The organism is Desulfovibrio sp. X2 (assembly GCF_000422205.1).
Classification (GTDB): Bacteria; Desulfobacterota; Desulfovibrionia; order Desulfovibrionales; family Desulfovibrionaceae; genus Alkalidesulfovibrio.
Genome location: NZ_ATHV01000022.1, coordinates 38,243 through 64,598, shown reverse-complemented (window position 1 = coordinate 64,598; position 26,356 = coordinate 38,243). Strand labels below are relative to the sequence as shown.

Below are 26,356 nucleotides of genomic sequence, written 5' to 3'. Positions count from 1 at the left end.
GTAGACGTCTCCGCGCGTCAGGGCAAGGCGAGACGGAAAAAGAGGCCGGACTCCGCTCACACGCTGGTCTTCTTGCGCAGGATGCGCAGGGTCCTGCGCTTGCGGTAGCCGCGGATCAGCGGCAGGGCGACGAAGTAGGAGAGGATGGCGCAGGGCACGCCGATCATGGTCCCGCCGATGCCCATCACGACCAGCCCCTTCCAGCTCACGTCGGCGAGCTGCACGGCCGCCGCATGGAGGTCGTCGAAGCGGACGTTCAGGTCCAGTTCCCCGAAGGGCGAGAAGAGGCTGCCGACCTTGAAGTCGATGAGGTAGAAGACGACCCAGTTGAGGGGGTTGGATATCCAGGTGGCGGCGAAGGCCGCTATCTTGCTGCCGCGCACGAGGAAGGAGAGGACCAGCGCGGTGACGATCTGCAGAGGAAAAAGGGGAATCGCCGGCAGCCAACCGGCGAAGATGCCGCAGGCCACCCCCCTCGCCACGACCTCGGGCTCGGCCCTGACGCGCAGGACCTGAAGCCGGAGGAGCCTGGCCCTGCGCTGCAGGCGTTGCCACCAGGCGCGCTCGCGCACGCGGTTCCCGTTCATCTCACCCCAGCACGTCGAAACGCTCGAAGCTCATGACCATGCCCGCCCTACCCTGCGTGGCCGAGCGCAGGGCCGTGGAAAAGCCGAAAAGACCCGAAAGCGGCGCCAAGGCCTGGACCACCTTCTGGCCGGCATGGTCGTACATGTTCTCGATCTTGGCGCCCTTGCTGCCGAAAAGCCCGATGACGTCGCCCACGAACTCGCCGGGCACGGCCACCTCGACCTTCATGATCGGCTCGAGCGCCACGGGACCGGCCTTGGCCAGCGCCTCCCTGAGGGCCATGGACGCGGCCAGGCGGAAGCCCACGGCGCTCTCCCGCTTGTCCTTGCCGCGCATCTCGCGCACGCGCACGCGCACGTCGCAGACAGGGTTGCCCTGGGTGCCGCTCTGCAGCCCGTCCGAGAGCCCTTCGGCCACTGCCGTCGTGAAGGCCTCGGGCCACAGCGTCTGGTCGAACTCGAAAACGATGTCCTGTCCCTTGCCCCGGCTCCGCGGCTCGACCGAGAGCACGACGAATCCGTAATGGGCGGCGTCGCCGAGCATCTTGTCGAACTCGGATTCCGCCCCGGCCGTCCTGGAGACGGTCTCCTGGCGCACCACCTGGGGCCTGCCCGCGCGAGGCTTGAGTCCGTATTCGCGGCCCAAACGTTCAAGCATCACTTCAAGGTGCAGCTCGCCCATGCCGGAAAGGACGAGTTGTCCCGTCTCCTCGTCGTGGGCAACGTGCAGGGTCGGGTCTTCGAGCAGGAAATGGTTCAGGGCCTCGAGCAGCTTGTCGCCTTCTTCGGAGTTGCGCGGCTCGAGCGCCAGCGAAATGACCGGGGTGTAGGTGGAGATGCGTTCGAGGACCAGGGGAGCGCCGCGCAGGCAGATGGTGTCGCCTGTGCGGGCGAAACGCAGTCCGGCCACGGCCACGATGTCGCCCGCCACGGCCTCGTCGAGCTTCTCCTTGCGATCCGCGTGCATGCGGAAGAGACGCGCGGCGCGCTCGTCCTTGTCCTGGGTGGCGTTGTAGACCTCCTGTCCGGCCTCGAGCCGCCCGGAGTAGAGCCTCAGATAGACGTGCTTGCGCCCGCTCTCCATGCTGACCTTGAAGGCCAGGGCGGCAAGGGGGCCGGAGGCGTCCGTGGACAGGCCGACCTTCTCGCGGGCGAGGGGATCCAGGGCCTGTACGGGGGGCACGTCCAGCGGACTCGGCAGGTAGTCGCGCACGGCGTCGAGAACCGGCTGCACTCCGGAGTTGCGCAAAGCGGATCCGCACAGGACAGGCGTCAGCTTGAGGGACAGGGTGGCCCGGCGTACGGCCGCCCGCACCGCCTCGGCGGAAACGTCCTCGCCGGACAGATAGAGTTCCAGGAACTCCTCGTCCTCCTCGGCCAGGGTCTCGAGCATGCGCTCGCGCCATGGGGCCAGAAAGGCCTCTTCCTCCTCGCTCGGCGCGCGGCGCTCCACGGTGGCTCCCTGGTCGTCCGCGCCGAAGGAGAGGTGCTGCCGGTCCACCAGGTCGAAGACACCGCTGAAGTCCTGCCCTTCCCCGTGCGGCACGGAAAGCGGCAGGGGCTTGGCGCCCAGCTTCTCCCGCATGGCCTCGAGCACGGCGGCGAAGTCCGCGCCCAGCCGGTCCATCTTGTTCACGAAGGCGAGTTTGGGCACGTGGTATTTCTGCGACTGGCGCCAGACGGTCTCGCTCTGGGGCTCCACGCCGGACACGGCACAGAACACGCCCACGGCGCCGTCGAGCACGCGCAGGGCGCGCTCGACTTCGATGGTGAAATCGACGTGGCCCGGGGTGTCGATGATGTTGATGCGCGTGTCGCCCCACTGGCAGTAGGTGCAGGCCGAGGTGATGGTGATGCCCCGCTCCTGCTCCTCGGGCATGTAGTCCATGGTGGCCGTGCCTTCGTGGACCTCGCCCATGCGGTGGATGCGCCCGCTGTAGAAAAGAATGCGCTCGGTAAGGGTCGTCTTGCCCGCGTCGATGTGGGCGATGATGCCGATATTGCGCAGCTTGCGCACCAAGTCCAGCGGGGCCTTGGCCATGGTGCTACCCGTCCTTCAGTCCCAGGCGGGAGTGCGTGAAAGTTGCGGCCGTCAGGCCCGGCCAGAGCCAGTGGGCTTCCCCTCCCGTGCCGAAGGCCAGGGAGAAGCGCGAGAGCGCCTCTTCCAGCAGTTCGGCGGGCACGTAGGCGGCGTCGAAGTCCCGACCCACGAAATCCTCCCAGGAGCCCGCGCGGCATGTGACGCCCTTGGTCCTTTTCGGAGTGCCGAAGGCGGTGATGGTCGAATCGGGATGCAGGCGAGCCAAGGACGCGAGGTCGAAGGCTTCCTTGTTCTCGCAGAACACCCCCAGGGATCGGCTGGCCGGGGCCAGCCAGAGTCGGCCTCCGGAAGGCGGCTCGAGCCCCTCCCCTGCATCGTTCCCGGTCCCGAGAAGCATGGACAGGCCCGCCCCGCCAGCCTTGCCGAGAGTCGCACACTGCCGCTTCCAGACAGCAGGAGAGGCCGCAAAGACGTCCTCCTGCCCCGCCAGTTCCAGAGCCGCCAGGACTCCGTCTTCCCATACCGCATGCTCGGGCCTGACCACGGCAACCGCCCGTGCCCCGCTCGTGCGGGCCGGAAGCAACGCGGCCAGGAGCTTGAGCGGAGAGACCGGGGTCGCGGGCAGTAGGATGCAGACCCAGTCCAGGGGCCAGGCGGCCCTGAAGGTCGCAAATCCCGCTCGTCGCTCGACGACCTCGAAACGGGCGGATTCCGCCGGGGGGAAAAGGGCGTACTGGGCGGCGATGCAGCGTTTGAACGCCGCCTTGTCGGCCTCGTCGACCACGTCGTAGGCGGCGGCGAAGACCCCGTCCGGGAGCGCGCAACGCTCAAGTGGAGTGAGTATCTCGTAGTTCATGGGCAAAAAAGCGGCGGCCCCCAGGAAGGAACCGCCGTCGTCAGATCGTGTGAAGGATCACAGCCAGTCGAACCACTGCTTCCAGCTCCCGTGCTCCTTGGCCCGCTCGTTTTCGGAGCGGTTCTTCTGATACTCGAAATAGGCGAGCTGGGACATCTTCTGGGCGTACTGCACGATGTCCGGAAGATCCTTGAAGTTCTGCGAGACGAATTCGTAGCGGTTCCAGGCCGGGCCATACTGTTCGTTCTTCCAGTAGAAATCCGCGACGTACAGCTCGTGGTCCGCCAGGAAGCGGCGGCACTTGTCGATGTAATAGTCGGATTCCTTGGCGTACTTGGTGTCCGGGTGCTCTTCCTTGAGGCGGTAGAAGTATTCCAAGGCCTCGTTGATGTTCGTCTGAGGCCTGTCGATGGAGGCGAACTGCTTGTAGTCGCTCACCCCGACCTGGAAGAGCACGTAGGGAATATGCTCGCTGCGCGGATGCAGCGACTCGTATTCCTTGTACGCGGCTGAGGCTTCTCCGTACTTTTCGGCCAGGAACCACGCGTCGCCGAGGGAAAGCTCGGCCTGCAGGGTATAGGGGCTGAAAGGATAGCGGTCCTTGAGCTTCTGGAAGTAGTCGGCCGCATCCTCGTACTTCTTGTTCTGCATGGCCTCGTTGCCGTTTTCGTACAGCTCCTGCGCCGTATCCGCAGGCGCCTCCATGAAGTACCTGTCTATCAAGGCGCAGCCCGAAAGCAGAAGGACCAGGCAGAGAAGCGCTGCGGCGCGGATAGTATGCTTATTTACCATGGTGTTCCAGATAGGACATCATATTGTGCGCAGCCACTGCTCCGTCGCCCACGGCGGACGCGACCTGGCGGCAGGTCTTGGAGCGGATGTCGCCGGCGGCGTAGATGCCGGGAATGTTGGTGCGCATTTCCTGGTCGGTGATGAGGAAGCCGTGGCCGTCCTTCTGCAGACTCTCCGGGAAGAAGGCGCTCCCCTGCGGCTCGAAGCCGACGAAGATGAACACGCCGTCCAGGGGGATGTCGCGGATCTCGCCGTTCTTGAGGTCCTGGAGGGTTATTCCCGTGACCTCGGTCTCGCCGAGGATGCGCAGCACGACCGAACTGCGCAGTATCTGCATCTTGGGGTTCACGAAGCACTTGTTCTGGTAGCACTTCGTGGCCCGGAAGTCGTCGCGGCGATGGATGAGGTGCAGCTTCTTGACCAGACGGGCAAGGTACAGCGCCTCCTCCAGGGCGGAATTGCCGCCGCCGATGACGGCGACTTCCTTGTCCCTGAAGAAGTTTCCGTCGCACAAGGCGCAGTACGACACGCCGCGGCCGGTCAGTTCCTTCTCGCCGGGCAGCCCGAGGCGCCGGTACTGGGCTCCGGAACAGATGAGCACGACCCTGCCCGCTATCCATTCGTCGCCCACGAGCACCTTGTGCAGTTCCTCGCCGGGTTCGATGGCCTTGACCTCGTCATTGAAGCGGGCGGATTCCTCGTGTTCCCAGCTCTTGACCTGAGCGGCCATGCGGTCGGCAAGCTCCCAGGCCTCGATTCCTTCGGGGAACCCGGGGTAGTTGTCGATGCGCTCGGTCATGAGCATCTGCCCGCCGGTCGAGAGCTTCTCGACCAGGGCGACATTGAGGTGGGAACGCAGCAAATAGAGGGCGGCCGTCATGCCGGCCGGACCGCCCCCGATAACCACGGCGTCGAAGGTCTTCATGGATTACAGCGCTTTCTGGCTGATCATTTCCTTGATGCTGGACTTGGAGACGGCACCGGTGACCTGGTCCAGGACCTCGCCGCCCTTGAACAGGATCAGGGTGGGAATGGCGCGGATGCCGTACTTGCTCGGGGTGTTCGGGTTCTCGTCCACGTTCATCTTCACGATCTTGACCTGACCGGTGTACTCGCCGGCCAGCTCCTCGATGACGGGGCCAAGGGCACGACACGGGCCGCACCAGGGTGCCCAGAAATCCACCAGAACGGGAAGGTCGCACTGCAGCACTTCAGCCTCGAAGTTGCTGTCGGTCACCTGAATAGCCATGCTCTACTCTCCTTTTTGCTTTCTGGTGCGATCGCCCCGGCGACCGCGCGCCGCGCCGCATGGCGGGCTGCGCGCCGGGAGCGCAATGGTCGTAAACTATAAGCCCCGGATGCCCATTGTCAACCTGGCGAGAATCGCGGTTCCGCCCGCGTCCGTCAAGGATTTTCGGGTACGCGGCGGTAGTCGTCCGGAACCGGACGACCGCGCGCGATAGCGTCCAGCATCAGGTCGTGGCGGAGACCGGCCGCAAACAGCCGTTCGCCAGCATACGCGATCATGGAGGCATTGTCAGTACACAGCTCCCTGCCCGGAACCAGGAAGTCGATGCCCCGGCGCTCGGCCATGTCCGCCATGGTCTTGCGCAGCATGCCGTTGGCAGCCACTCCGCCGGCCATGACCAGGCAGGAGGCGTCGGGCATGCGGTCCAGCGCCCGCTCGGTCTTGATGCGCAGCGTCTCGGCGATGCTGTGCGAGAGCGAGGCCAGCACCGCGCCGAGCTCGTCGCGTATCGCCGAGGGCACGCCGAGTCCGCCCTCCTCCGCCACTCCGGCCGCAAGGCGCGGCAGCCGCAGATGCGGGCGCTTCTCGATGAGCTGGGCGAAGGCCGTCTTGAGCCCGCTGAAGCTGAAATCGAGGTTGTCGTTATCGACGTAGGGCTTCGGGAAGAGCCCCGGCACAGGCTTCGCGTCCCGCGAGAGCTCGTCCACGTACTTCCCCCCTGGATACGGCAGGTTGGCCGCCTTGGCCGCCTTGTCGAAGGCCTCGCCCGCCGCGTCGTCCAGCGTGCGGCCGAGCAGCCTGAAGCGGGTGGGGGATTCCATGCGGTACAGGTGCGTGTGCCCGCCCGAGACGAGGAGACCGAGGCCGGGAAAGGAGATGGGCCGCTCTATGCCGGCGGCGAGCAGGTGGGCGTGCAGATGGTTGACGCCGACCAGCGGCAGGTCCAGGGCGAGGGCCAGTCCCTTGGCGAAGCCGAGCCCCACGAGCAGGCTGCCGAGCAGCCCCGGACCGCGCGCCACGGCGATGCCCGAGAGGTCGGACGCGCGGAGTCCCGCATCGGCCATGAGCGCCTCGTACAGGGGCTCGATGACGCGCATGTGCTCGCGCGAGGCGAGCTCCGGCACGACGCCGCCGAACAGGGAGTGCATGTCGGCCTGGGAAGCCAGGCGTTCGGCACGCACCCTGCCCTGTTCGACGAGCGCCAGTCCGGTCTCGTCGCAGGAAGTCTCGATTCCCAGGACCGGCATCAATACCCGTGCTTGCGATAGATCTCGCGCACCTTCTCGACCTCGAGGGGCGAGCCGATGATCAGCGGCACCCGCTGGTGCAGCGCGGTGGGCTGGATGTCCAGTATGCGGTGCACGCCGTCCGTGGCCAGGCCCCAGGCCTGCTCGGCGACGAAGGAAAGCGGATTGGCCTCGGACATCAGGCGCAGCTTGCCCTTGGGCTTCTTGGGATCGCGCATGTCCGCGGGGTAGAGGAAGACGCCGCCGTAGAGCAGCGTGCGGTGGAAGTCGGCCACCAGGGAGCCGATGTAGCGCGAGCTGTAGGGGCTCTTGCGCTCGTTGTCGATCTCCTTGAAGTAGTCCACAACCTCGCGCGTGGCCGCATCCCAGTAGCGCGTGTATCCCTCGTTGATGCTGTAGATGGAGCCGCGCTCCGGAATCTTGATGTCCGGGTGCGAAAGCAGAAACTCGCCCACGCTCGGGTCCAGGGTGAAACCGTGCACGCCGCTGCCCGTGGTCATGACCATCATGGTCGAGGAGCCGTACAGGCAGTAGCCGGCGGCCACCTGGTTCACGCCCTGCTGCAGGAGGTCTTCCAGGGTGGCGGGCTGCTCCGAGGGCGTCTTGCGGCGGTAGACCGAGAAGATCGTCCCGATGTTGATGTTGGCCTCGATGTTGGAGGAGCCGTCCAGCGGGTCGAAGATCAGCACGTAGTCGCCCGTGGGGAAACCGGCCGGAATCTCAATGATCCCCTCGTTCTCCTCCGAGGACATGGCGCAGATGACGCCCGCGCGGGACATGCGGTGGATGAGCACGTTGTTCGAGTACTCGTCCAGCTTCTTGACCTCCTCGCCCTGCACGTTGATCTCGCCGGTGAACCCGAGCACGTCGACGAGGCCGGCCTTGGTCACCTCGCGCGAGATGATCTTAAAGGAGAGGATGAGCTGATTGAGCAGGTGCGTGAACTGACCACGCGCCATGGGCGATTTTTTCTGATTGAGCAGCAGGTGTTCGGTAACATTGACTTCAGGCATGGCGTCCTCCTCAGGATGGATCGCAGCGCATATTCAGTGATGAAGGCCTAACTCTGGGGCACGTCCCGGACGAGATAGACGATGGGCTCATCGCCCACATAGCGGGCCAACCACGTATACGTCGCCCGCGCGTCTTTCAATTCGACCTGCCCTTCCACGTCGCTCGCGAGCATCTTCGCCCACGGGAAATCCAGCAGCTGCTTGGCCGTGTCCTCGTCCCCGCCGGGCCAGAGGATGGCCTTCGGCGAGAGGACGATGAGCTTGTCCGGCGCAGGGCAGAACTGCATGAGATTGCGGAAATCGAAATGGACGACCGTGAGGCCGATCCAGGAGCGGTTCTTGGTGTAGGCGTTGGCCAGATAGATCTCGGGGCCGAGGTCCGTGGGCTGGACGAGCGAGCGCATGCGGCCGTCGTTCCAGGCCTCCCCGACGTCGAGCAGGGGTTTGAGGTCGATCGGCTTCAGGCTGTAGCCAGGCTGCTGGTCGATGATCTCACCCGTGCTCTCGACGACGATCACGCCGGAAACCCAAGGGTAGCGCGTGAAGACGATCTGGAACCAGGCCTTCTCCGGATAGGCGTCCTGCGACTCGACGACGCGGATCAGCTCCTGGAGCTTGGCGTCCACGGGCAGGAACAGCTTGGCCAGGAGCTCCTGGCTCGCATCGGAGAACTCACCGGGCTTGAGCTCGATCTGCGGGTTGGGGTCTATACCGTTCTTGACCCATTTGTAGGTCTTTTTGACCTTGGTGCAGCCGAGCAGGGCAAAGGCTACCAGAACGAAAACGAGCAGGTGCTTTCGGGTCATGTTCTCAGGCGTGAGTAAAGGTTTATCCGGCAGTTTCGACATATAGCCGAAGTGGGCCGGCAAGACAATGCGCCATGGGAGGACGGCCGGGTCCGTCGGCAGTCCCCGTCAGGCTCCCGCGCGGGCCTCGAGACGCTCAGCCAGCAGGGAGAGGGAGCGGACGAGCTTGTTCTTGGCCCGCTGCATGGGCGCCCCGGAGATGAAATCCGCCTCGTCGAGAAGCTTCTCGGCAGGCTCTTCCGCCGGGGCGCTGGCCCGAAGCTCCTTGACCTCCTCGATACGCTTCTGAAGGTGCCCCTTCTCAAGGCCAGTGGCGCGTCCGGAGAGTTCGCGCAGGATCTCGAGGGCCCCGGCGTAGTCCCCCTGGGACACGAGCAGTTCGGCCATGGTCCGCGTGCGCAGATTGCCTTCGCCATCCGCGGCGGCTGCGGCAGCCTCGTCGGGGACGGCGGCAGCATCACCGCCCTCTTCCTCGGCGGCCTCGAACGTGAAGTCCGTATTCTCGTGGCGCTCGGGGGCGGAGGCGACGGGCTCCGGCGCCGCAGCGGGACGCGGAGCCGGGAAATCGAGAAGGTCGTCCTCCAGGGGAAGGCGGCCGGTTATGGCCTCGAAACCTTTGAGAAGCACGTCGGCCCAGGTGATGTCCCGTCCGCCGAGATGGGCGGAGAGGAAGTTGAGGGCCACGGCGGCGTCCTTCGAGCGCTCTCCGGCGCGGTCCGCCCAGAGCGCCCAGAAGGAGGGATATTTGGAGAGCAGGCCCGCCAGGGTCTCGACTTCCTCGAGGGCCTGGTCGTCCCGCTCCATCTGATGCAGGATGTCGATGAACAGGAGACGCGCCTCCATGTGGTCGGGATGGCGTGAAAGCCCCTGGCGCAGAGTCTCTCCGGCCTGGATGAGCATCCCGGACTCGGCGTAGAGCTTGGCAAGGGGGTAGAAGACCTTGGAAGTGGGGTCGGAGGCGAACAGTTCCTGAAAGAGCTCGATCTTATTTTTCATCGATTTGGGCTCCGGCCGTGTCTCCCGCGCTCGCGCGGTCCTGCTCCGGGAAAAGGTAGAGGATCTCGTTGTCGCGCACGAAATTGGTCTGGGCCCGCACTGCGCGCTCCATGTGTTCCCGGTCCGACTTGAGAAGGCGGATGTCCTGGGAGAGCTCGAGGCTCCTTTGGTCCACACTCTTCAGCTTGGCCGCCAGGTCTTCGTACCTGGCCCGCATGTCGCGGTAGGCGAAGAGCCCCTGGTTGCCGATGAAGACGAGGCCGAGCAGCGTCACGTTGGCGGCGAGCAGGATGATCAGGAACGCGCGTCGCAGGACCATGTATCCACTGACCTCACTGGAGGAAACGGGGCTTCGACCCGTCGCGTTCGAGCGCTGCGAGCGGGCCTTTGAGTTCGTCCAGGAAGCTGGCCGTGGCGCTCTCTATGCGCTCCACGTCGTCCTCCTGCAGGTCGATGTGGTCGACCTTGGACAGGAAAGCCTTGAGATGCTCGAATTCCTTGAGCAGATCCTTCCCGAGTTCGAGCCTCTCGATCTGCGGCTCGAGTTCCAGGATGGTCTGCAGGCAATTGGTGATGCGGAACATCAGGTGCAAGGACTTCCCTTCCTTCATCGCCCCCTCGTGATGCAACACGAATGCCAATCTGCCATCATTACTCGGTCTTCGCCCATATGACGTAGAAAGACCGCATATAATTCCATCCGGAATATACAGTCAATGCGAGAGCGATGTAAAGCAGCACCTCTCCGATCGGCCTCGGATCGAGTGACCCGAGGGGAAAATGGAGGATCAGGGGGCACAGGGCCACTATCTGAAGGATGGTCTTCAGCTTGCCGTAGCGGTCGGCGGCGATGACGAGCCCCTTGTCCGCGGCCATGGCACGCAGGCCGGTGACCATCAGCTCGCGGGCGATGATCAGCACGGCCACCCAGGCCGGCGCCCAGGAAAGCATGACCAGCATGACCAGCACCGAGCAGATCAGCAGCTTGTCGGCCAGGGGGTCGAGGAACTTGCCGAGATTGGAGACAAGGGCCTGACGCCGCGCGACCATGCCGTCCACCATGTCCGTGAGCGCCGCCGCAATGAAGATTACCAGCGCGATCCAGCAGGTGACGCGGTTGGGAAAGTACAGCAGGAAGACGAGCAGCGGTACCGCCGCGATGCGCAAAAGCGTCAGCTTGTTGGCGAGATTGAACATGCTGCTTACTCGGGCTTGTCTGGGGATGCCGCGGCTTCCAGGCTCTTGCCCACCTCGGCGACGATGTTGCGGGCGAGTTCCTGCAGGGCCGCCTTGACCGGCGTGTCTTCGTCCAGGAGGACAACCGGCTTGCCCAGATCGCCGGCCACCACGGTGGCGGGATCGAGAGGGATGGCACCGAGGAAGGCCAAGCCATAGCGCTCGGCCAGTTCACGGCCGCCGCCCTTCTTGAACAGGTCGATCTCCTGGTGGCAGTGGGGGCAGATGAGCCCGCTCATGTTCTCCACCACGCCCAGGATGTTGGCCTTGGCGTACTGCAGGAAGTTCACGGCCTTGCGCACGTCGGCCAGGGAGATCTCCTGTGGGGTGGTGACGATGACGCACAGGGCGTCGGGAATGGTGCGCAGCACGGTCATGTGCTCGTCGCCGGTGCCCGGAGGCGAGTCGATGACCAGGAAGTCGAGCTCGCCCCAGGAGACGTCCGCCACGAACTGGCGGATGGCCGAGGTCTTCATGGGCCCGCGCCAGAGCACGGCCTGATCCGGGTCCTTGAGCAGCGACTCCATGGAGACGACGAAGAGATTATCGTTGTATTTCTTCGGCTTGACGATATTGCCTCGGTCGACCTCAAGCTGCCCCTTGATGCCGAGCAGGCCGGGGATGGAGGGACCGTGGATGTCCACGTCGAGGATGCCGACGCGGTGTCCCAGGGCGGCCAGCGCCGCGGCGATGTTCACGGCCACGGAACTCTTGCCCACGCCGCCCTTGCCGCTCATGACGAAGAGCTTGTAGCGGATCTTGGCCAGGGTGCTTTTGATGAGCTCGTCCTGCATGGCCTGGGCGGCCGAGCCGCCCTTTCCGCCGCTGCCGCAGGAAGAACAGGAATTCGATGCCATGGTCGTGTTCCTATTTCTAAAGATGTTCGCAATAGGGCTATGCCATAGCCCTATGCGCCCCGGAGGGCAAGGGGAACACGGCAGGCGGCCTTCCCCGCCGCACCGCGCCTGCCTGTCCTACTCCTCCCAGCCGTGCTTCCCGACGAGGTCCACGAACATCACGCCGAGGCGGTCCTCCGCGCGCACGAGCCCGCGTTCCTTGCGCACCACCTTGAGCATCTGCGTGCGTTTCGCCGGACCTACGGGGATGACCAGTATCCCGTCGTCCGCGAGCTGGTCCACGAGGGGCCTGGGCACTTCAGGGCCGCCTGCGGTGACGATGATGCGGTCGAAGGGTGCCTCCTCGGGCCAGCCGAGCGTACCGTCATCGAGCTTGAGCTTGACGAAGAGGTACTTGAGCCGGGCCAGACGGTCGCGCGCCTGCTGGTGCAGCTCCTTCACGCGCTCCACCGTGAATACGTCCGCGCCCATCTCGGCCAGCACGGCGGCTTGGTAACCTGAGCCGGTGCCGATCTCGAGGACCTTCATGCCGGGCTTGAGCTCCAGGAGCTCGGTCATGAACGCGACGATGTAGGGCTGGGAGATGGTCTGGCCGAAGCCGAGGGGCTGGGGGCGGTCGTCGTAGGCCTGGGCGGCCAGGGCCTCCTGCACGAAACGATGGCGCGGGACCGTGCGCATGGCGCGCAGGACCTCGGGATCGCGCACGCCTCTGGCTTCGATCTGTTCGCGCACCATGCGCTCGCGCTTGCGGACTGGGTCGATGCTCATGTGAATTCGTGGATGGCTTAAGCGGGCGCCCCGACGGGCAAAGTCCCGCGTCGCAGGCTTGCAATGCATGGTTTAGGCATTCAAGTCAACTCAATCGGCTCCCCCCCTCTCCCGACAGATCCGGCGGCACCGGCCCCGAGCCTCGGTTGACAGCCCGATGCGCATCCGCCAAAGTGCAGCATAGAATAAAACGTCGACCCTTCGGAGGACGCCATGCTGTGCGTGGGCGAGCTGATGACCCGTGATCCGGTGGTCCTGCACGATTCGGATACGCTTGCGACCGCGAGGACCACCATGGAACGGCGCCGCATCCGCCATCTCCCGGTCGTCGGCCCGGACGGCAGATTCGTGGGCCTGCTGACGCATCGCGACCTCCTCTCCTTCACCATCTCCCAACTCGCGGACATCGACGACACCGCGCAGGATGAAATCGACGCCTCAATCATGGTCGGCACGGTCATGCGCCAGGGAGTCATGGCCGCCGAGCCGGGCACACCCGTGCGCGAGGCAGCCCAGATCATGCTCGACAACAAGTTCGGCTGCCTGCCCGTGGTGGACAAGGGCAAGGTGGTGGGCATCCTGACCGAGGCGGATTTCATCAAGTTGACCATCGGCCTGATGGACGAATTGGCCCGCATCAGGAACGGCTGACCTGTGCCGCCTGGATGAACGAAAAGCGCCCCGGAACGGCCGTTCCGGGGCGCAATATTTTTACAAGACGAATGCAAAAAATTTTCTAGAAAAAATTTTATTCCTGCCAGGACAGCGAATTACCGCGCCTCCCCGACAAGCACTCCCGGACGGTGTCCGCTCAGAACATGTCGGCGAGGTGCTCCTGCCCTTCCACCGACCGCGCCATCTCGCGCAGGATGCGCAGGCTCTCCTCGGCCTCCTGGGGGTCCAGGATGCGCAGGGCGAAGCCCGCGTGGACGATGAGGAAGTCTCCCACCTTGGCCTCGCCTTCGGTCATCATCAGGGAAGCGTTGATGAACGTGTCGCCCTCACCGACGCGGCAACGGGCCACGCCGTCTTCGATCTCCTCGATGCGAACGGGAATCGCAAGGCACATGATGTCTCTCCTCTTCGCTCGACGGACGGATCAGGCCTTGGCCGTGTAGCCGCCGCCGGCGCGTGAAATCTCTTCCAGCACCACCTTCGCGATCTCGGGCATGCGCTCGGCTATGCACGGGGAAACCTCGACGGCCATGGTCTGGAAGTCGTACGGCTCGACGCCGATGACCACCGCCTCCGGGCGATGGCCCGCGATGTCGCAGTAGATCAGCGTGTCCACGAGGTCAGTTTGATGCATCGAGTTCTTGAAGGCAAGGCTCTTTCTGAGATCGTCCCCGGTGAGACGGTAAATGCTCCCCGGATCACCGTCGCCGAGCACCGCGTCCACGACGATCAGCAGGTCGGACTCCATGATCGGCTCCATGAGGCGCATGCCGAGCGTGCCGCCGTCGAACAGGCTGACGTTCCCGCTGAAATCGTAGTTCTTCTCGAGCCACTCGACGGTGCGCACCCCGAGGCCCTCGTCAGACCACAGGATGTTGCCGACCCCCATGACCAGGATTCGTTTCGTCTCCGTCTGCTCCATGCGTCCGTCCTTGGAAGAAAAAGGGAACCTGGCCCTTTCGGGCCAGGTTCCCGGAGTGGTCGTGCGGTGCCGCTTCCTACAGGATGCGGAACTTGTGGACCTCGTTGCTCTGGGAGTCGATGACGTGCACGCCGCAGGCGATGCAGGGGTCATACGAGTGCACGGTGCGCAGGATCTCGACCGGACGCTTCGGATCGGCGATCGGAGTGCCCATGAGGGCCTCTTCCACCGCGGAGAGCTGGCCGGTCTCGTCACGGGGCCCGAGGTTCCAGGTGGAGGGCACGACGAGCTGGAAGTTGTCGATCTTGCCGCCCTTGATGTGGATCCAGTGGGACAGCGAGCCGCGCGGCACGTCCGCCCAGCCCACACCGTAGGCTTCGTCCGGCATCTTCCAGTCCTTGTAGATGTCGAGCTTGCCCTTGGAGACGTTGGAGGCCAGCTGATCCAGCCAGACTTCCATCTTGCCGGCGATGACCATGGTCTGGATGCCGCGGGCGGCCGTACGGCCGAGGGTGGAGAAGAGGGCCTCGGGGCCGACGCCCAGCTTCTTGAGGACCATGTCCACCGCGGGCTTGAAGTCCGGATGGCCCTTGGCGTAGGCCACCAGGCACTGCGCCAGGGGGCCGACTTCCATGGCCTTGCCGTCGTAGCGGGGAGCCTTGAACCAGGAGTACTTCTCACGGTCGTCCAGGCTCGTGTACATGGGCTCGGTGACGCCCTTCCACGGATGCAGGGCGGCGGAACCCTTGTACCAGGAGCGGGCCACGTGCTCTTCGATCTTCATCTGGTCGAAGGCCATGGGCTTGCCGAGGTCGCGGCCCATGATCACGCCCGGGGGCATGTAACGGGAGTTCAGATCGTACTCGTCGGTCGGGAACTCGCCGCAGCAGAAGAAGTTCGTCGTGCCGCCGATCTTCGCCCAGTCCTTGTAGTAGCTGGCGACGGTAAGCAGGTCGGGGATGTAGACCTCGTCGATGAACTTCTTGGTCTCACGGAAGAGCTGACGGAACTCCTCGATGCGCTCGGGGCGCAGGCCGTCGTAGTTGGTCACGCCGCCCACGACCATGAACTGGGTGTGCGGGTTCTTGGCGCCGAAGACGGCCATGGCGCGCGCGGCCTTGATCTGCAGGCGCAGGGCCTCCAGGTAGTGGGCCGTGGCGATGAGGTTGACCTCGGCGGGCAGGTAGTAAGCCGGGTGGCCGCCGAGGAAGTAGGCGTTGGTGAAGATGCCGAGCTGGCCGGAGGCCACGAAGGCCTTCAGCTTGTCCTGGACGGCCTTGAGATCGGCAGCGGTGGTCTTGCGGTTGGGCGAGATGTCGTTGGCGATCTTGGCGGCCTTGGCCGGGTCGGCGGTCAGCGCGGAGGTGACGTCCACCCAGTCCAGGGCGTGCAGGTGATAGAAGTGCACGATGTGGTCGTGCAGGAACTGCTGCGCGAGCACGAGGTTGCGCATCAGGGTGGCGTTCTCGGGGATCACGACCTTGACGGCGTTGTCCACGCAGCGCACGGAGGCGACGGCGTGCACGTTCGTGCACACGCCGCAGGAGCGCTGGGTGAAGTGGGCGGCGTCGCGGGGGTCACGGCCCTTGAGGATGATCTCGAGGCCGCGGAAGAGCTGTGCCGAGGTCCAAACGTTCTTGACGTAGCCTTTCTCGACCTCGACCTCGACACGGTAATGGCCCTCGATGCGGGTGATCGGGTCCACCACGACGGGGCCGCTGAAGTTCTGGGCAAACGGAGTGGCCATCACTCCGGGAGCCTGCGTCTTACATCCGGACATGTGTATTTCCTCCCTTGGGGAAAGCGGCTGGGTTCTGTTCTCCTGACACCTGACGAACGGGCCTTACATCTGCACGTAGAACGGGCTCATGGCGTCCCAGAAATTGGGCTCGCTGCAGCCGATGCAGGGGTGGCCGGCCTCGACGGGCCAGTTGGTCTGGTTGAACTTCACCGTCGGGCAGTTGTTGAAGGTGTAGGGACCGCGGCAGCCGAGCTCGTAGAGGCAGTAGCCCTTGCGCGCTTCCTCGGAGTCGAAGGAAGGAGCGAACATGCCCTGGTCGAAGTACTTCTGGCGCGGGCAGTGGTCGTGGACGGTCTCGCCGTAGAAGGCCAGCGGACGGCTGTACTCGTCCAACTCGATCTTCTTGCCCTGCAGGTACAGGACCACGGCGCCGACGAAGTTGTAGGGATTCGGGGGGCAGCCGCCGATGTTGATGGCCTTGATGCCCTTGTCCTTGAACGCGTCGTTCACGCCCTTGGCACCCGTCGGGTTGGGCTTGGCGGCCTGCACGCCGCCGAAGTTCGCGCAGTTGCCGATGGCGATGACGGCCTTGGCCTTGGGGGCCACTTCGGCGACCAGGTCGTACATGGTCTTGCCGGCCACCTTGCCGTAGATGCCGCCGTCCTTCATCGGGATGGCGCCCTCGACGACGCAGATGAAGCCATCGGGATTGTTGATGGCGCTGTGCAGGGCTTCCTCGGCTTTCTCGCCGGCGGCAGCCATAAGGGTTTCGTGGTAGTCCAGGGAAATGGTATCCAGGATCAGGTCGTCGATCATGATCGGCTGAACGGCGCGAAGGACCGACTCGGAACAGCCGGTGCACTCGGCGCAGTGCAGATACACGACGCTGGGCCTGCGCTTCTGGGTCAGCGCGGCGGCGACTTCGGTCGCCCCCGAGGCACCGAGGCCCAGAACCGCCGACACCGCGGCGCAGAACTTCATGAAGTCACGGCGCGAGACGCCGTTCGCCTGCAGCCGCTCCTCGGCGCTCCTGTCTCCGTGTCCCACGTGAATTTTCATTCGAACACCTCCAAGGTCAAAGGATCACCTGTTGCCGATTGCCATGCACCCTATGCCACCAGCCGGAAAACCAACCGCCTTTCCGGCCGGATGAAGCCGTGCGCACCACCGCCTTGGCGACAGTGATGTACGCATTGTTTCCCGGCGTTCCACCGGGTCTCCTGAAGCAGCCGTCAGTCCGCATTGCTCCGGCGTCCGCAGAAGTTTGTAACGGTTTAATACAAGTACCCCCCGTCTACTCGAATTCCAACCGCGCCGTCAATACAATTTCAGTTTTTATCAGTGCGTGGAGCCTTGCCACGCGCGGAGTTGCGGAGTTCGTCGATAGTGGCATGAATGATAATTTCGTAACACCACATGGACCGCAACGGCTCCCCTTTGCCGCACCTGATCACAACCGTACCGGGTGCACGTATGCCCCAGGATGTTTGACACGGCCCGAAAAAAACCTACGATGCTCCCCGTCCCGACCGTGGACATTCCCCCAAACCACAACCCCGGATGCAGCATGCAGATTTCCCGTTTCATCAGCGTCATATTCGGCTTGGCCGTGCTCGCCGCGGCCGTCTTCGTCGGCGTGAGCTATTTCAGCGACACCACGCCGCCTCTGGTTTCAGTCCGGCTCGAAGGCACCGCGGTCAACCGCGACCACGATATCGTGATCGACCTTGCGGACGAAGGCTCGGGGCTGCGCTCCGTGGTCGTCACCGCTGACCAGGACCAGGCGCACGTCGTGCTCCTGGACAAGAAGCTCGACGGAGCCAAGAAGGCCGAGGTCAAGGTGCATCTCGGGGATACATCCTTCAAGGAAGGCCCCTTCACCCTGCACATCGAGGCCGCGGACGCCTCGGCCTTCCACTTCGGCGCCGGCGCCAAGCAGACGGTCGACCAGCAGCTCACGCTGGATACCCGCAAGCCCGTGATCGACCTGCAGAGCCAGTTCCACAACCTCACGCGCGGCGGCTCCGGGCTCGCCGTGTACACGGCCGACGAGAACCTGAGCCGCACCGGCGTCAAGGTCGGCGACTTTCTCTTCCCGGGATACCGGCTCGCCGACGGGCGCTACGCCTGCCTCTTCGCCTTCCCGTGGTTCATGTCGGTGAACGACTTCTCTCCCGTGCTCGTCGCCGTGGACATGGCTGGAAACGAACGTGATCGCCCCCTGCCCTTCCACGCGAACGACAAGCAGTTCAGAAACGACAACATCAACATCTCCGACCGTTTTCTCGACGACAAGATGCAGCAGTTCGAGAGCGACTTTCCGGATCTGAAGAGCAATCTGGAGATATTCCTCAAGGTCAACCGCGATCTGCGCAAGAAGGACATGGCCCATCTGCTCGAGCTCGGGGCCACGAGCATGCCCGAGGTCATGTGGAAGGAGGCCTTCCTGCGGCCCGAAGGGCAGACCATGTCCCAGTTCGCCGACCACCGCACCTACATCTACCATGGCCAGAAGATCGACGAGCAGGTGCACACGGGCATGGACATCGCCAACGTGGCCAACACCCCGGTGCAGGCCACGAATCCCGGCAAGATCGTCATGGCCCAGTTCTTCGACATCTACGGCAACGCGGTGGTCATCGACCACGGCCTGGGCCTCATGTCGCTCTACGGCCACCTGAGCCAGATCAACGTACACGTGGGCGACATGGTGACCCGCGGCCAGGTCATTGGCCATTCCGGCGCCACGGGCATGGCCGGCGGCGACCATCTGCACTACGAGATGTTCGTCTCCGGACAGTCGGTGAACCCCACGGAGTGGTGGGACCCGCACTGGGTGAAGGACAACTTCTTCAGCAAGCTCGGCGGCAAGTAGCCCGTCGGGTCGAGACTGAACGGCGAAGCCGAAGGGCCGTCCGGAAACGGGCGGCCCTTTTTCGTGCGCTCTTCCGCATCCGCCCCCCTTCCTGCTGGCCCGCCTGCCCGGTCACAGCCTCCCCGTTCCTCTCCTTGCTGAAGCCGGACGCAAAAAAAGCGGGGCGGCCCAGGTGGGCCGCCCCGCTGTCGTGCATGATCGTGTCCGGAAGCCGCTACCAGTCGCTGCGCGCCCGCTGGGCCGCAAGCGCCTTGGCCTGCTCCTCGTAGTCCTTGAAGCCTGCCTGGTGCAGCGCGTCGAGCACGGTCTGCTCCCAGTTCCAGGCGGCGTAGATGACCGGCTTGTGGAAGGTGCCGCGGAAGGACTCCATCTCCTGGCGGTAGAAGGTCTCCTTGCTCGAGTCCATGTTCTCGCGCAGCTGCTCGGCAAGCCTCGTCAGCTCGCCGTCGTACCACTCGCGCAGGTCGTCCGGCGTGGAGTACTTCTTGAGCACGTGGCCGTAGTTGTTGTCGGTCAGGATCTTTTTCAGGCGCTCCATGTGGCGAGCCTTGAGCCAGGCGCCGAAACCGGAGACGGGGATGTTCTCAGCCTCCACGGCGGCCATGTCGAACTTGGTCTGCTGGTAGGTGTCAGGCACCACCGAGGCCGAGACGATGCCCGCCACGCAGACCAAGCCGCGCAGGATCTCGGAGTTGGACACGCCCTGGCCGCAGAAGCCGACCTTCTTGCCGAGCTTCTGACCGGTGAAGATGGTCACGAGGATGGCCCAGACGACCGCCGGATCCTCCTCGTCGTAGATGTGCTTGAGGTGCGAGTTGTCGCGGTCCGTGGCCAGGACCATCTGGGTCATGTCGTTGGAGCCGATGGAGAAGCCGTCGAACTCGGAGAGGAACTCCTTGGCCAGGATGGCGTTGGAGGGAATCTCGGACATCTGGATGAGCTTCAGGCCGTCCTCGCCGCTCTTCAGCTTGTGCACGAGCTCGAGGTAGCGCTTCATGCTGCGGGCTTCCTCGATGGTGCGCACGAAGGGCAGCATGAGCTGGAGGTTCTTGCCGCCGAAGATGCCCCGGGCCAGCTTGAAGGCCTCGAGCTCCCAGTCGTGGATGTTGCGCGACACGCCGCGGTAGCCGAGCATCGGGTTGTCCTCGACGAACTCGAAGAGCGCGCCGCCCACCAGGTTGCGGTATTCGTTCGATTTGAAGTCCGTGGTGCGGTAGATGATGCTCTTCCCGTAGAAGGCCATGGCGAACAGGGCCAGGTTCTGGGAGAGGATCTGGATGTAGTATTCGCGGCCGGTGCGGAAGCCCTTGGAGAGCAGCAGCTTCCTGATGCGCTCCTCCAGGGTGCGGACTTCCTCGATGGCGCCGTGCAGGCCGATCTTCACGGCCACGTCGCGCCTGAGGTCGGCGATGCGCTCGATGGCTTCGCGGATCGGGGGCAGGTCCTTGATCCGGTCCACGATCTCGCGCACGCGCTCGCGCAGCTCGAGGCGGCGGCCGCTGGCCTCCTGATCCTGAGTCTCCGGGGCAAGGAGCTCGTCCCAGCCCATGATCACGGCCACGTGGGTCTCGAGATCCACGGAGGTCTTCAGCAGGTTCAGGTGGTTGGTGGCCATGGCCACGTGCTCGTCCAGCTTGTGGTCGAGCTCGCGCAGCTTCCGGTGGATGGCCAGGATCTCGTCCGTGCCGCGGGCGCCCTCGGCCTCGGCCAGGGTGTCCATCTCGTCGGTCAGGCCGGTGACCAGGCCGACGTAGTTGCGCAGCTTGAGGGTGAAGGAGATGACGCCGGCCTGCAGTTGCTCCTGGAGCACCTTGCTGAGCTTGGCGTCGAGCTCCTTGACCTTGCGCCTGACCACGTGCTCGAGGGTGCCGTTGTCGAAGGCCTCGAGCGCCATGGGATGGATGCCGATGTTGCCGAGCATGAACTCGGCGCGCAGAAGGCCGATCTCGAAGTCCGGCACGTCGCGCAGGCGGGAGAGGAAGAGGGCCTGTCCCACGTCGGCCAGGATGAGGCCGACCTTGGTCTTGGTGGCGGGCAGTTTCGAGACGTCGAGTTCGCCGCCGACCTCGACCAGCGGCAGGCGGCCGCGGAAGATCTTGCCGCGCGAGCCGTCGACCGTGACCTCCTGGCCGTCCAGGGAACGCAGCATCTCGTGGCGCTGGATGCCGATGACCGCGGGGATGCCGAGCTCGCGCGAGGTGATGGCCGCGTGCGAGGTGTCGCCGCCGACGTCGGCCATGATGGCCGCGGCGATGCGCATGCCGGGAACCATGTCCGGGTCGGTGCGCTCGGCGGCCAGGATGTCGCCCTTGTTGATCTTGTTGAGCTCAAGCGCGCTGCGCAGGAACTTGACCGTGCCCGTGCCCGCGCCGCGCGAGGCGCCGTTGCCCTCAAGCACCACCTCGGCGCGCTTGAGCGCCTTGGGGTCGACTTCGAGTCGACGCATGAAGATGGTGTGCGGATGCAGCTCGAACTCCTCGTTCCAGCGCGTCTCGGGCCTCGCCTGCACGAACCACAGGCGTGAGGAGGCGTCGAGGCAGAACTCGGTGTCCATGATCATGCCGCCGTAGGCCTTGGAAATGGCGCGCACGCCCTTGGCGACCTCCTCGGCCTGGGCCAGGGAGAGCGACCAGCGGTAGGCCTCGTCTTCGTCCACGGAGACCAGATCGGTGCCGCCCTTGGGGCTGTAGACGATCTTCTTGTCCTTGAAGCCCATGGAGCGGATGACGACTTCGGCGCCGTCGTCGCGCTGCCAGACGTAGAACTTGTCCGGGGTGACCATGCCGCCCACGACGGCCTCGCCGAGGCCGTAGGAGGCGTCGATGGAGACGAGCTCCTTGCGCTTGGTGCCGCGGCAGCCCGTGGCCGTGTCGGCCGCGAACGCGGTGCCCGAGATGACCGGGTTGATCATGCGCATGAGGCACACCGAGAGCGAGGTGTTCTCGATGGCCCATTCCTTCTTGGCGTTCTCGGCGATGGAGTCGTCGCCGCTCTCCTCCGCCTTGGTCACGGCGTCGAGGATGGCTTCGCGGCGGTACGTCATGGAGCGGAGGTTGTAGGCCGAGGCGCAGTCCCAGTGGTAGGCCTCGACGCACATCTTCTCGCCCACGATGTTCAGGTAGGTGTCCTGCAGGCCGGCGAAGGCCTTCTTGCGCGAGTCCTCGCCGGCGGCCGAGGAGCGCACGGCCACGGGCACGTCCTCGAGGGCCGCGTCCTTGCAGATGGCGCCGTAGGCCTCGCGCACGGCCTGGGCGACCTCCTCGGGCACGTCCACGGAGAGGATGCCGACCTGCACGAGCACGGAGCGCTTGCGCAGCTGGTCGATGCCCTCGGGGGAGGTGGCGAAGCCCTCGACCACGTTGTTGACGAAGGTGCGCAGCTTGACCGTCGAGCCCTTGCGGTCCGAGTCGTCCTCCCTGGCCTTGCGCGCGATCTCGCGCACGAAGTGCTTGAGGTACTCGGGATCCTTGTTGATCTCGGCGTCGCTCCAGTCGGTGCTGTTGTACTCGTGGTCCACCAGGGAGCGGATATGGGCCGCGTTGACCTTGGTCTCATCCAGGACCTTGTGGAAGGCTAGCGCGGAGATGGCCCTGAACTGCGGCGCGCGGATGCCCTTCACCTGGCTGATGAGGGCGGTGTTGTAGTTCTTGCCGCCGACGAGGAGCTCTGCCTCCTCTCCTATGGCCACGATGTCCGCGCCGGTGAGCACCAGCTTCTGCATCAGGGCTTCAGTGGATTTGGCGGCTTTGCTGGGCTTGGAAGTCTCGGACGACTTGCTGGCTTTAGCCATTCTCCGTTCTCCTTGGGGGGCAAAAATATTCCTTCATCCGCGGGGGCATGGGGCGCAAGAACCCCACACTCCCCACGGAAACGAAATACGCATCCGGAAGGACCGGCAAACCGAACAAATTATAACCTACTCTGAGGCGTGGCGCTCCGTCAATCCACGAGCGACGGCTCATCTTCCTGTAGATTCGTTCCGCAGCGCGGACAGAAGGCGAAATCGGCGTCCGGAAGCGGGCGGCCGCACTGCGGGCAGCACTCCGAAACCGGGCCGAGCTCCACGAGAAGCTCGCCTTCCTTGACCGGGACCATGCGCCGGTCCTCCTGGTAGTTGGCGTCCTTGAGAACCCGTCTGATCATTCCGTCCATCGGCGCGAGGACGGCCTTCTCCTGCTTCATGATGGAGATGTTGCACAGCTCCTCGCCCTTCTTCACGAAGTCGCCGGGCTGAACGTGCATGACCCACATGTCGCCGTTGGAAGGCGCGGCGACATGATAGGGATTGTTCGGGTCGGCCATCTCCAGGCTTCCCTTGTGGTCCGCCTTGGCCTCGGCAACCTTCACGTCGAAGGACATGATCTCGGAATCGAGCGTGTAGCGCACCACGCGCACGCCGCGCGTGTCAACCGGGGACATGTCGATGATGGTCATGACGTGGGGCTTGCCCGAGCCATCGGTGAAGGTCATCTCGCGGCCGGCCTCCAGCCCCTCGAACCAGACGTCCAGGGGGACGTTGTTCGGGTCGCTGAACTGGCTGCGGAAGGTGATGGTCTTCAGTGCGTCGCCGGGGTGGTTCAGGTACATGACCACCTCCTCGTCCGTGGGGCGGCGCTCCAGGCGCTGCGCGAGGGTCTCCTCCTCGGCCGCCATGTCCAGATCCGGCAGGGCGTCCAGGGGCGAGATGGTCGTGCGCGCGGCGATGGCATCGCCGTACTCCTTGCCGAAGGCGCTCTCGTAGACCCAGTCCGGCGGCCAACCGAGGGGCAGGCGGCCGTACTTGCCGAGCAGGAGCTGGCGGAAGGCGTCGTTGGAATCCTGGTAGATCATGAGGCGGTCTTCCAGTTCCGCCGGGGTGAGCTCGTTCTCGGCCTTCGCGGTCACGGCGTCAAGGACCTCGAGCAGCGAGCGCACGGCGCGCTCCCCGCCGCGCTTGAAGGCCCCGGTCACGGCCAGGAAAGCCGTGTTCCAGGTGATCTGCGAGCCGGGCGTGACGTCGTGGTAGCGCACGATCTTGCGCGTCCCGGCCAGGAACTTGAGCATGTAGGGCAGGAGATTGATGTACCCCTGCTTCAGGGCGCCTTCCTGCGAGGAGGACGTCGCGCCCCCCGGCATGCCGTGCTCGACCACGTCATAGTCGATGCCCCTGAAGTAGGGCGCCGTGTAGCGGTCGTAGTAGGGCATGATCTGCTTGAGCACGAAGTTTCCGTCGCGGATGACGTTCGTGTTCAGGATGTTCTTCAGGCCGAACTCCTGCTCCACGTAGGCCGCGGTGGAGAGCACCTCGCCCTGGCCGTACCAGCGCACCGAGGCGCCGAGCGCCACGTCGGTGATGTGCGCGCCGGCCTGCAGGGCCGCGCCCACGGCGGGCACGAAGAGGCCGTCCGTGTAGTGGCGGTGGTAGTGCAGGACCAGGTCGGGATACTTCTTGCGCAGGGCGCCGATCATCTCGCGCATGAAGAACGGCGGACAGACGCCGCCCATGTCCTTGAGCCCGAGGATGATCATCTTCTGGACCTTCTTGGCGCTCACCCCGGCCGCCTTGGCGGACACGCGGATGATCTCCTCGGCCACGCCCATGTAGTGCTCGACGGTGAAGCCCTCGGCCCAGGACATGGAGATGGCCGGCTGCCAGATGGTGCCCTTGGACTCGGCCGACAGGGCGACCTCGGCGAAGGGCAGCATGTTGTCGATGTGGTTCAGGAAGTCGAAGCAGCGGATGACGTCGAATTCCTCGCAGATCATCTCGCCCGTGCGGCGCATCAGGTTCTTCGGCTGCGGCTTGTAGCCCAGCACGTTGGTGGAGCGGATGAGAATCTGCTTGAGCGAGCGCGGGGCAAAGACGTTCCATTCCCGCGCCTCGGTGAAGGGATAGGTCATGTTGGCCAGCATGGCCACGTGGAAGTGGGCGCCGCCGCCGTTCTCCAGCGAGAAGAAGTTGCACAGGTCGAGGTAGGGACCGATCATGCGGTCCTCGCCCAGGCGGAAGCGGTTGCCCGAGTTGGACTGGGTGATGTCGCGCGTGGTCGTGTCCGAGAAGTGGACGATGCCCTCGGCGCGGGTGTCGCGCACCTTGTCCAGAATGGCCTTGCGGTCGCCGCGCGGATACGGGATGTCCGTGGCGTTCAGGTCGAGCGGCGGACGCACCGGATCGAAGCGGCCCACGCGCTTGTCCGACGGCCCCCGGTATTCGCCGAGCTGCACGTGGGGGTTGTACCCCTTGGCCGAAATCTCGGCCACGAGGCGCGAGAGCCTGAGTTCCTCGGACTCCTCGTCGCGGTAGTCGTAGAGCTCGGGGTGCTGGCGCACGAAGTTGGTGTCGAAGTCGCCGGCGATGAAGCGCGGATGCTTCACGATCTGCAAATGGAACGGGATCGTGGTCTTGACCCCGCCGATGATGTACTCTCGGAGGCCGCGCTCGAGGGTGGCGCAGACCTTGCTCCAGGTCCGGCCGTAGGCGATGAGCAGCGAGGCTGCGGAGTCGTACTGCGAGGGGAACTCGTAGCCCATGCAGATGCACGAGTCGAGGCGGATGCCCTGCCCGCCCGGCGAGACGTAGCGCGTGATGAGCCCGGAATTGGGGGCGAAGTTCTTGCGCGGGTCCTCGCAGTTGATGCGCATCTGGATGGCCCACTGGCGCGGCTTGGTGTTGCGCTCGTTGAAGCGCAGCTTGGCGCCGAAGGCCACGGCGATCTGCTCCTCCACGAGGTCCACGCCGTAGCGGCACTCGGTGATGCCGTGCTCCACCTGCAGCCGCGTGTTGACCTCGATGAGGTAGGGCGTGCCCGTGGTGTCCACCAGGAACTCGACGGTGCACAGCGAATGGTAGCCGACCGCCAGGACCAGCTTCTTCGAGTACTCCTTGAGCCGTTCGCGCAGATCGGCCGTCATCCCCTTCCAGGGCGAAGGCGTGATCTCCACCAGCTTCTGGTGGTTGCGCTGCACGGTGCAGTCGCGCTCGTCGAAGCAGAAGACGTTGCCGTACTTGTCGGCGATGACCTGGATCTCGATGTGGCGCACCGAGGTCAGGAGCTTTTCCACAAACAGGCGCGGGTTGCCGAAGGAGGCCTGGGCCAGGGCCGAGGCCTTGAGGAACGAGCTCTCGAGCTGCTCGTCGTTGTACACCTCGTAGATGCCGCGGCCGCCGCCGCCGCCCTCGGCCTTGAGCATGATCGGGAAGCCGATCTCGTGGGCCAGCCTGCGGGCCTCCTCGACGGTCACCGAACCTTCGGAGCCGGGGACAACGGGCACGCCGCAGCGCTTGGCGAGCTTGCGCACCTCGACCTTGTTGCCGAGCAGGCGCATGGCCTCGGCCGTGGGCCCGATGAAGAGCAGGCCGTTCTCGGAGCATTTCTTGGGGAAGGATTCGTCTTCCGCGGCGAATCCCCAGCCGGGGTGCACAGCGATGATGCCCCGCTGGTTGGCCTTGCGGATGATCAGGTCGATATCCAGATAGGCCCTGGGGTCCTCGCCGAGCAATAGCAGCTCCCGGGCTGCAGCCGTAGTCGGAGAGGCCTTGTCGAGATCGGTGGCGGTCATGATCGCCACGCCCTGGGCCATCTCGCGGATGGTCCGAACGATGCGGCGGGCCGGGATTCCCCGGTTCGCAACGAGAATGGACTTGCCCTTGATCTCCTCGACAACCTGGTCAAACGTCTTTTCGGCCATTATGCTTCCTCAGGGGGGCGGATTGGC

The 26,356-nt window shown here is 64.8% G+C and carries 23 protein-coding genes; 2 read left to right on the top strand and 21 right to left on the bottom strand.

The features are described from left to right. Nucleotides 1-56 precede the first annotated feature (56 nt). From DSX2_RS08750 to DSX2_RS08680, 15 genes are all read right to left on the bottom strand, one after another. Nucleotides 57-587, bottom strand: coding sequence for a DUF2062 domain-containing protein (locus DSX2_RS08750; protein ID WP_020879815.1), 531 nt, complete (start codon nucleotides 585-587; stop codon nucleotides 57-59). A 1-nt stretch (nucleotide 588) separates the two neighbouring features. Next, the gene (fusA, locus tag DSX2_RS08745; protein ID WP_020879814.1) at nucleotides 589-2,628 is read right to left on the bottom strand and encodes an elongation factor G; all 2,040 of its coding nucleotides are present in this window, start codon (nucleotides 2,626-2,628) and stop codon (nucleotides 589-591) included. Between the two features lie 4 nt (nucleotides 2,629-2,632). Then, the gene (locus DSX2_RS17555; RefSeq protein ID WP_020879813.1) at nucleotides 2,633-3,484 is read right to left on the bottom strand and encodes a histidinol dehydrogenase; all 852 of its coding nucleotides are present in this window, start codon (nucleotides 3,482-3,484) and stop codon (nucleotides 2,633-2,635) included. 57 nt (nucleotides 3,485-3,541) lie between these two features. After that, nucleotides 3,542-4,276, bottom strand: coding sequence for an outer membrane protein assembly factor BamD (locus DSX2_RS08735; protein ID WP_020879812.1), 735 nt, complete (start codon nucleotides 4,274-4,276; stop codon nucleotides 3,542-3,544). After that, nucleotides 4,266-5,201 carry an NAD(P)/FAD-dependent oxidoreductase gene (locus DSX2_RS08730; RefSeq protein WP_020879811.1) on the bottom strand — a complete coding sequence of 312 codons (936 nt, stop codon included), beginning with the start codon at nucleotides 5,199-5,201 and terminating at the stop codon, nucleotides 4,266-4,268. Before DSX2_RS08730 ends, DSX2_RS08735 begins: the two co-directional genes overlap by 11 nt. 3 nt (nucleotides 5,202-5,204) lie before the next feature. Further along, the gene (gene trxA / locus DSX2_RS08725; RefSeq protein ID WP_020879810.1) at nucleotides 5,205-5,525 is read right to left on the bottom strand and encodes a thioredoxin; all 321 of its coding nucleotides are present in this window, start codon (nucleotides 5,523-5,525) and stop codon (nucleotides 5,205-5,207) included. Nucleotides 5,526-5,680: 155 nt separating this feature from the next. Next, nucleotides 5,681-6,772 (bottom strand): tRNA (adenosine(37)-N6)-threonylcarbamoyltransferase complex transferase subunit TsaD, encoded by a 1,092-nt coding sequence (tsaD, locus tag DSX2_RS08720; RefSeq protein ID WP_020879809.1) that lies wholly within the window; start codon nucleotides 6,770-6,772, stop codon nucleotides 5,681-5,683. Continuing rightward, entirely contained in the window at nucleotides 6,772-7,785 is a 1,014-nt protein-coding gene (gene fbp, locus DSX2_RS08715; RefSeq protein ID WP_020879808.1) for a class 1 fructose-bisphosphatase, read from the bottom strand. The genes tsaD and fbp overlap by 1 nt, the downstream gene beginning before the upstream one ends. A gap of 47 nt (nucleotides 7,786-7,832) precedes the next feature. After that, complete coding sequence (locus tag DSX2_RS08710) at nucleotides 7,833-8,591, bottom strand: hypothetical protein (protein ID WP_020879807.1); 759 nt, start codon at nucleotides 8,589-8,591, stop codon at nucleotides 7,833-7,835. A 108-nt stretch (nucleotides 8,592-8,699) separates the two neighbouring features. Then, nucleotides 8,700-9,587, bottom strand: a complete 888-nt coding sequence (locus DSX2_RS08705) for a M48 family metallopeptidase (protein ID WP_020879806.1) — start codon at nucleotides 9,585-9,587, stop codon at nucleotides 8,700-8,702. After that, on the bottom strand, nucleotides 9,577-9,906 hold the full coding sequence (locus DSX2_RS08700) for a septum formation initiator family protein (RefSeq protein WP_020879805.1): 330 nt from the start codon (nucleotides 9,904-9,906) through the stop codon (nucleotides 9,577-9,579). Before DSX2_RS08700 ends, DSX2_RS08705 begins: the two co-directional genes overlap by 11 nt. Before the next feature lie 13 nt (nucleotides 9,907-9,919). Beyond that, on the bottom strand, nucleotides 9,920-10,198 hold the full coding sequence (locus tag DSX2_RS08695; protein ID WP_020879804.1) for a hypothetical protein: 279 nt from the start codon (nucleotides 10,196-10,198) through the stop codon (nucleotides 9,920-9,922). A 40-nt stretch (nucleotides 10,199-10,238) separates the two neighbouring features. Further along, nucleotides 10,239-10,784, bottom strand: a complete 546-nt coding sequence (pgsA, locus tag DSX2_RS08690) for a CDP-diacylglycerol--glycerol-3-phosphate 3-phosphatidyltransferase (protein ID WP_020879803.1) — start codon at nucleotides 10,782-10,784, stop codon at nucleotides 10,239-10,241. Between the two features lie 5 nt (nucleotides 10,785-10,789). Then, complete coding sequence (locus DSX2_RS08685; protein WP_020879802.1) at nucleotides 10,790-11,680, bottom strand: Mrp/NBP35 family ATP-binding protein; 891 nt, start codon at nucleotides 11,678-11,680, stop codon at nucleotides 10,790-10,792. Between the two features lie 117 nt (nucleotides 11,681-11,797). Then, complete coding sequence (locus DSX2_RS08680; RefSeq protein ID WP_020879801.1) at nucleotides 11,798-12,448, bottom strand: protein-L-isoaspartate(D-aspartate) O-methyltransferase; 651 nt, start codon at nucleotides 12,446-12,448, stop codon at nucleotides 11,798-11,800. A 213-nt stretch (nucleotides 12,449-12,661) separates the two neighbouring features. Here DSX2_RS08680 and DSX2_RS08675 point away from each other — a divergent pair, with 213 nt between their 5' ends. After that, complete coding sequence (locus tag DSX2_RS08675; RefSeq protein ID WP_020879800.1) at nucleotides 12,662-13,099, top strand: CBS domain-containing protein; 438 nt, start codon at nucleotides 12,662-12,664, stop codon at nucleotides 13,097-13,099. A 160-nt stretch (nucleotides 13,100-13,259) separates the two neighbouring features. Here the strand turns inward: DSX2_RS08675 and DSX2_RS08670 are convergent, their stop codons facing one another. The 4 genes from DSX2_RS08670 to DSX2_RS08655 all read right to left on the bottom strand — a co-directional run bounded on the left by DSX2_RS08670 (nucleotide 13,260) and on the right by DSX2_RS08655 (nucleotide 16,845). Then, complete coding sequence (locus DSX2_RS08670; RefSeq protein ID WP_020879799.1) at nucleotides 13,260-13,517, bottom strand: HypC/HybG/HupF family hydrogenase formation chaperone; 258 nt, start codon at nucleotides 13,515-13,517, stop codon at nucleotides 13,260-13,262. 30 nt (nucleotides 13,518-13,547) lie between these two features. Further along, on the bottom strand, nucleotides 13,548-14,045 hold the full coding sequence (locus DSX2_RS08665) for a HyaD/HybD family hydrogenase maturation endopeptidase (RefSeq protein WP_020879798.1): 498 nt from the start codon (nucleotides 14,043-14,045) through the stop codon (nucleotides 13,548-13,550). Nucleotides 14,046-14,121: 76 nt separating this feature from the next. Beyond that, nucleotides 14,122-15,825, bottom strand: a complete 1,704-nt coding sequence (locus tag DSX2_RS08660; protein WP_020879797.1) for a nickel-dependent hydrogenase large subunit — start codon at nucleotides 15,823-15,825, stop codon at nucleotides 14,122-14,124. 63 nt (nucleotides 15,826-15,888) lie between these two features. Beyond that, on the bottom strand, nucleotides 15,889-16,845 hold the full coding sequence (locus DSX2_RS08655; RefSeq protein WP_020879796.1) for a hydrogenase small subunit: 957 nt from the start codon (nucleotides 16,843-16,845) through the stop codon (nucleotides 15,889-15,891). Nucleotides 16,846-17,353: 508 nt separating this feature from the next. On the opposite strand from DSX2_RS08655, the gene DSX2_RS08650 reads away from it, so the two are divergent. Next, nucleotides 17,354-18,661 carry a M23 family metallopeptidase gene (locus DSX2_RS08650; RefSeq protein ID WP_020879795.1) on the top strand — a complete coding sequence of 436 codons (1,308 nt, stop codon included), beginning with the start codon at nucleotides 17,354-17,356 and terminating at the stop codon, nucleotides 18,659-18,661. Between the two features lie 214 nt (nucleotides 18,662-18,875). Here the strand turns inward: DSX2_RS08650 and DSX2_RS08645 are convergent, their stop codons facing one another. Continuing rightward, nucleotides 18,876-22,451, bottom strand: a complete 3,576-nt coding sequence (locus DSX2_RS08645; protein ID WP_020879794.1) for a PEP/pyruvate-binding domain-containing protein — start codon at nucleotides 22,449-22,451, stop codon at nucleotides 18,876-18,878. A gap of 149 nt (nucleotides 22,452-22,600) precedes the next feature. After that, nucleotides 22,601-26,329 (bottom strand): pyruvate carboxylase, encoded by a 3,729-nt coding sequence (locus DSX2_RS08640; RefSeq protein ID WP_020879793.1) that lies wholly within the window; start codon nucleotides 26,327-26,329, stop codon nucleotides 22,601-22,603. Nucleotides 26,330-26,356: the final 27 nt, after the last annotated feature.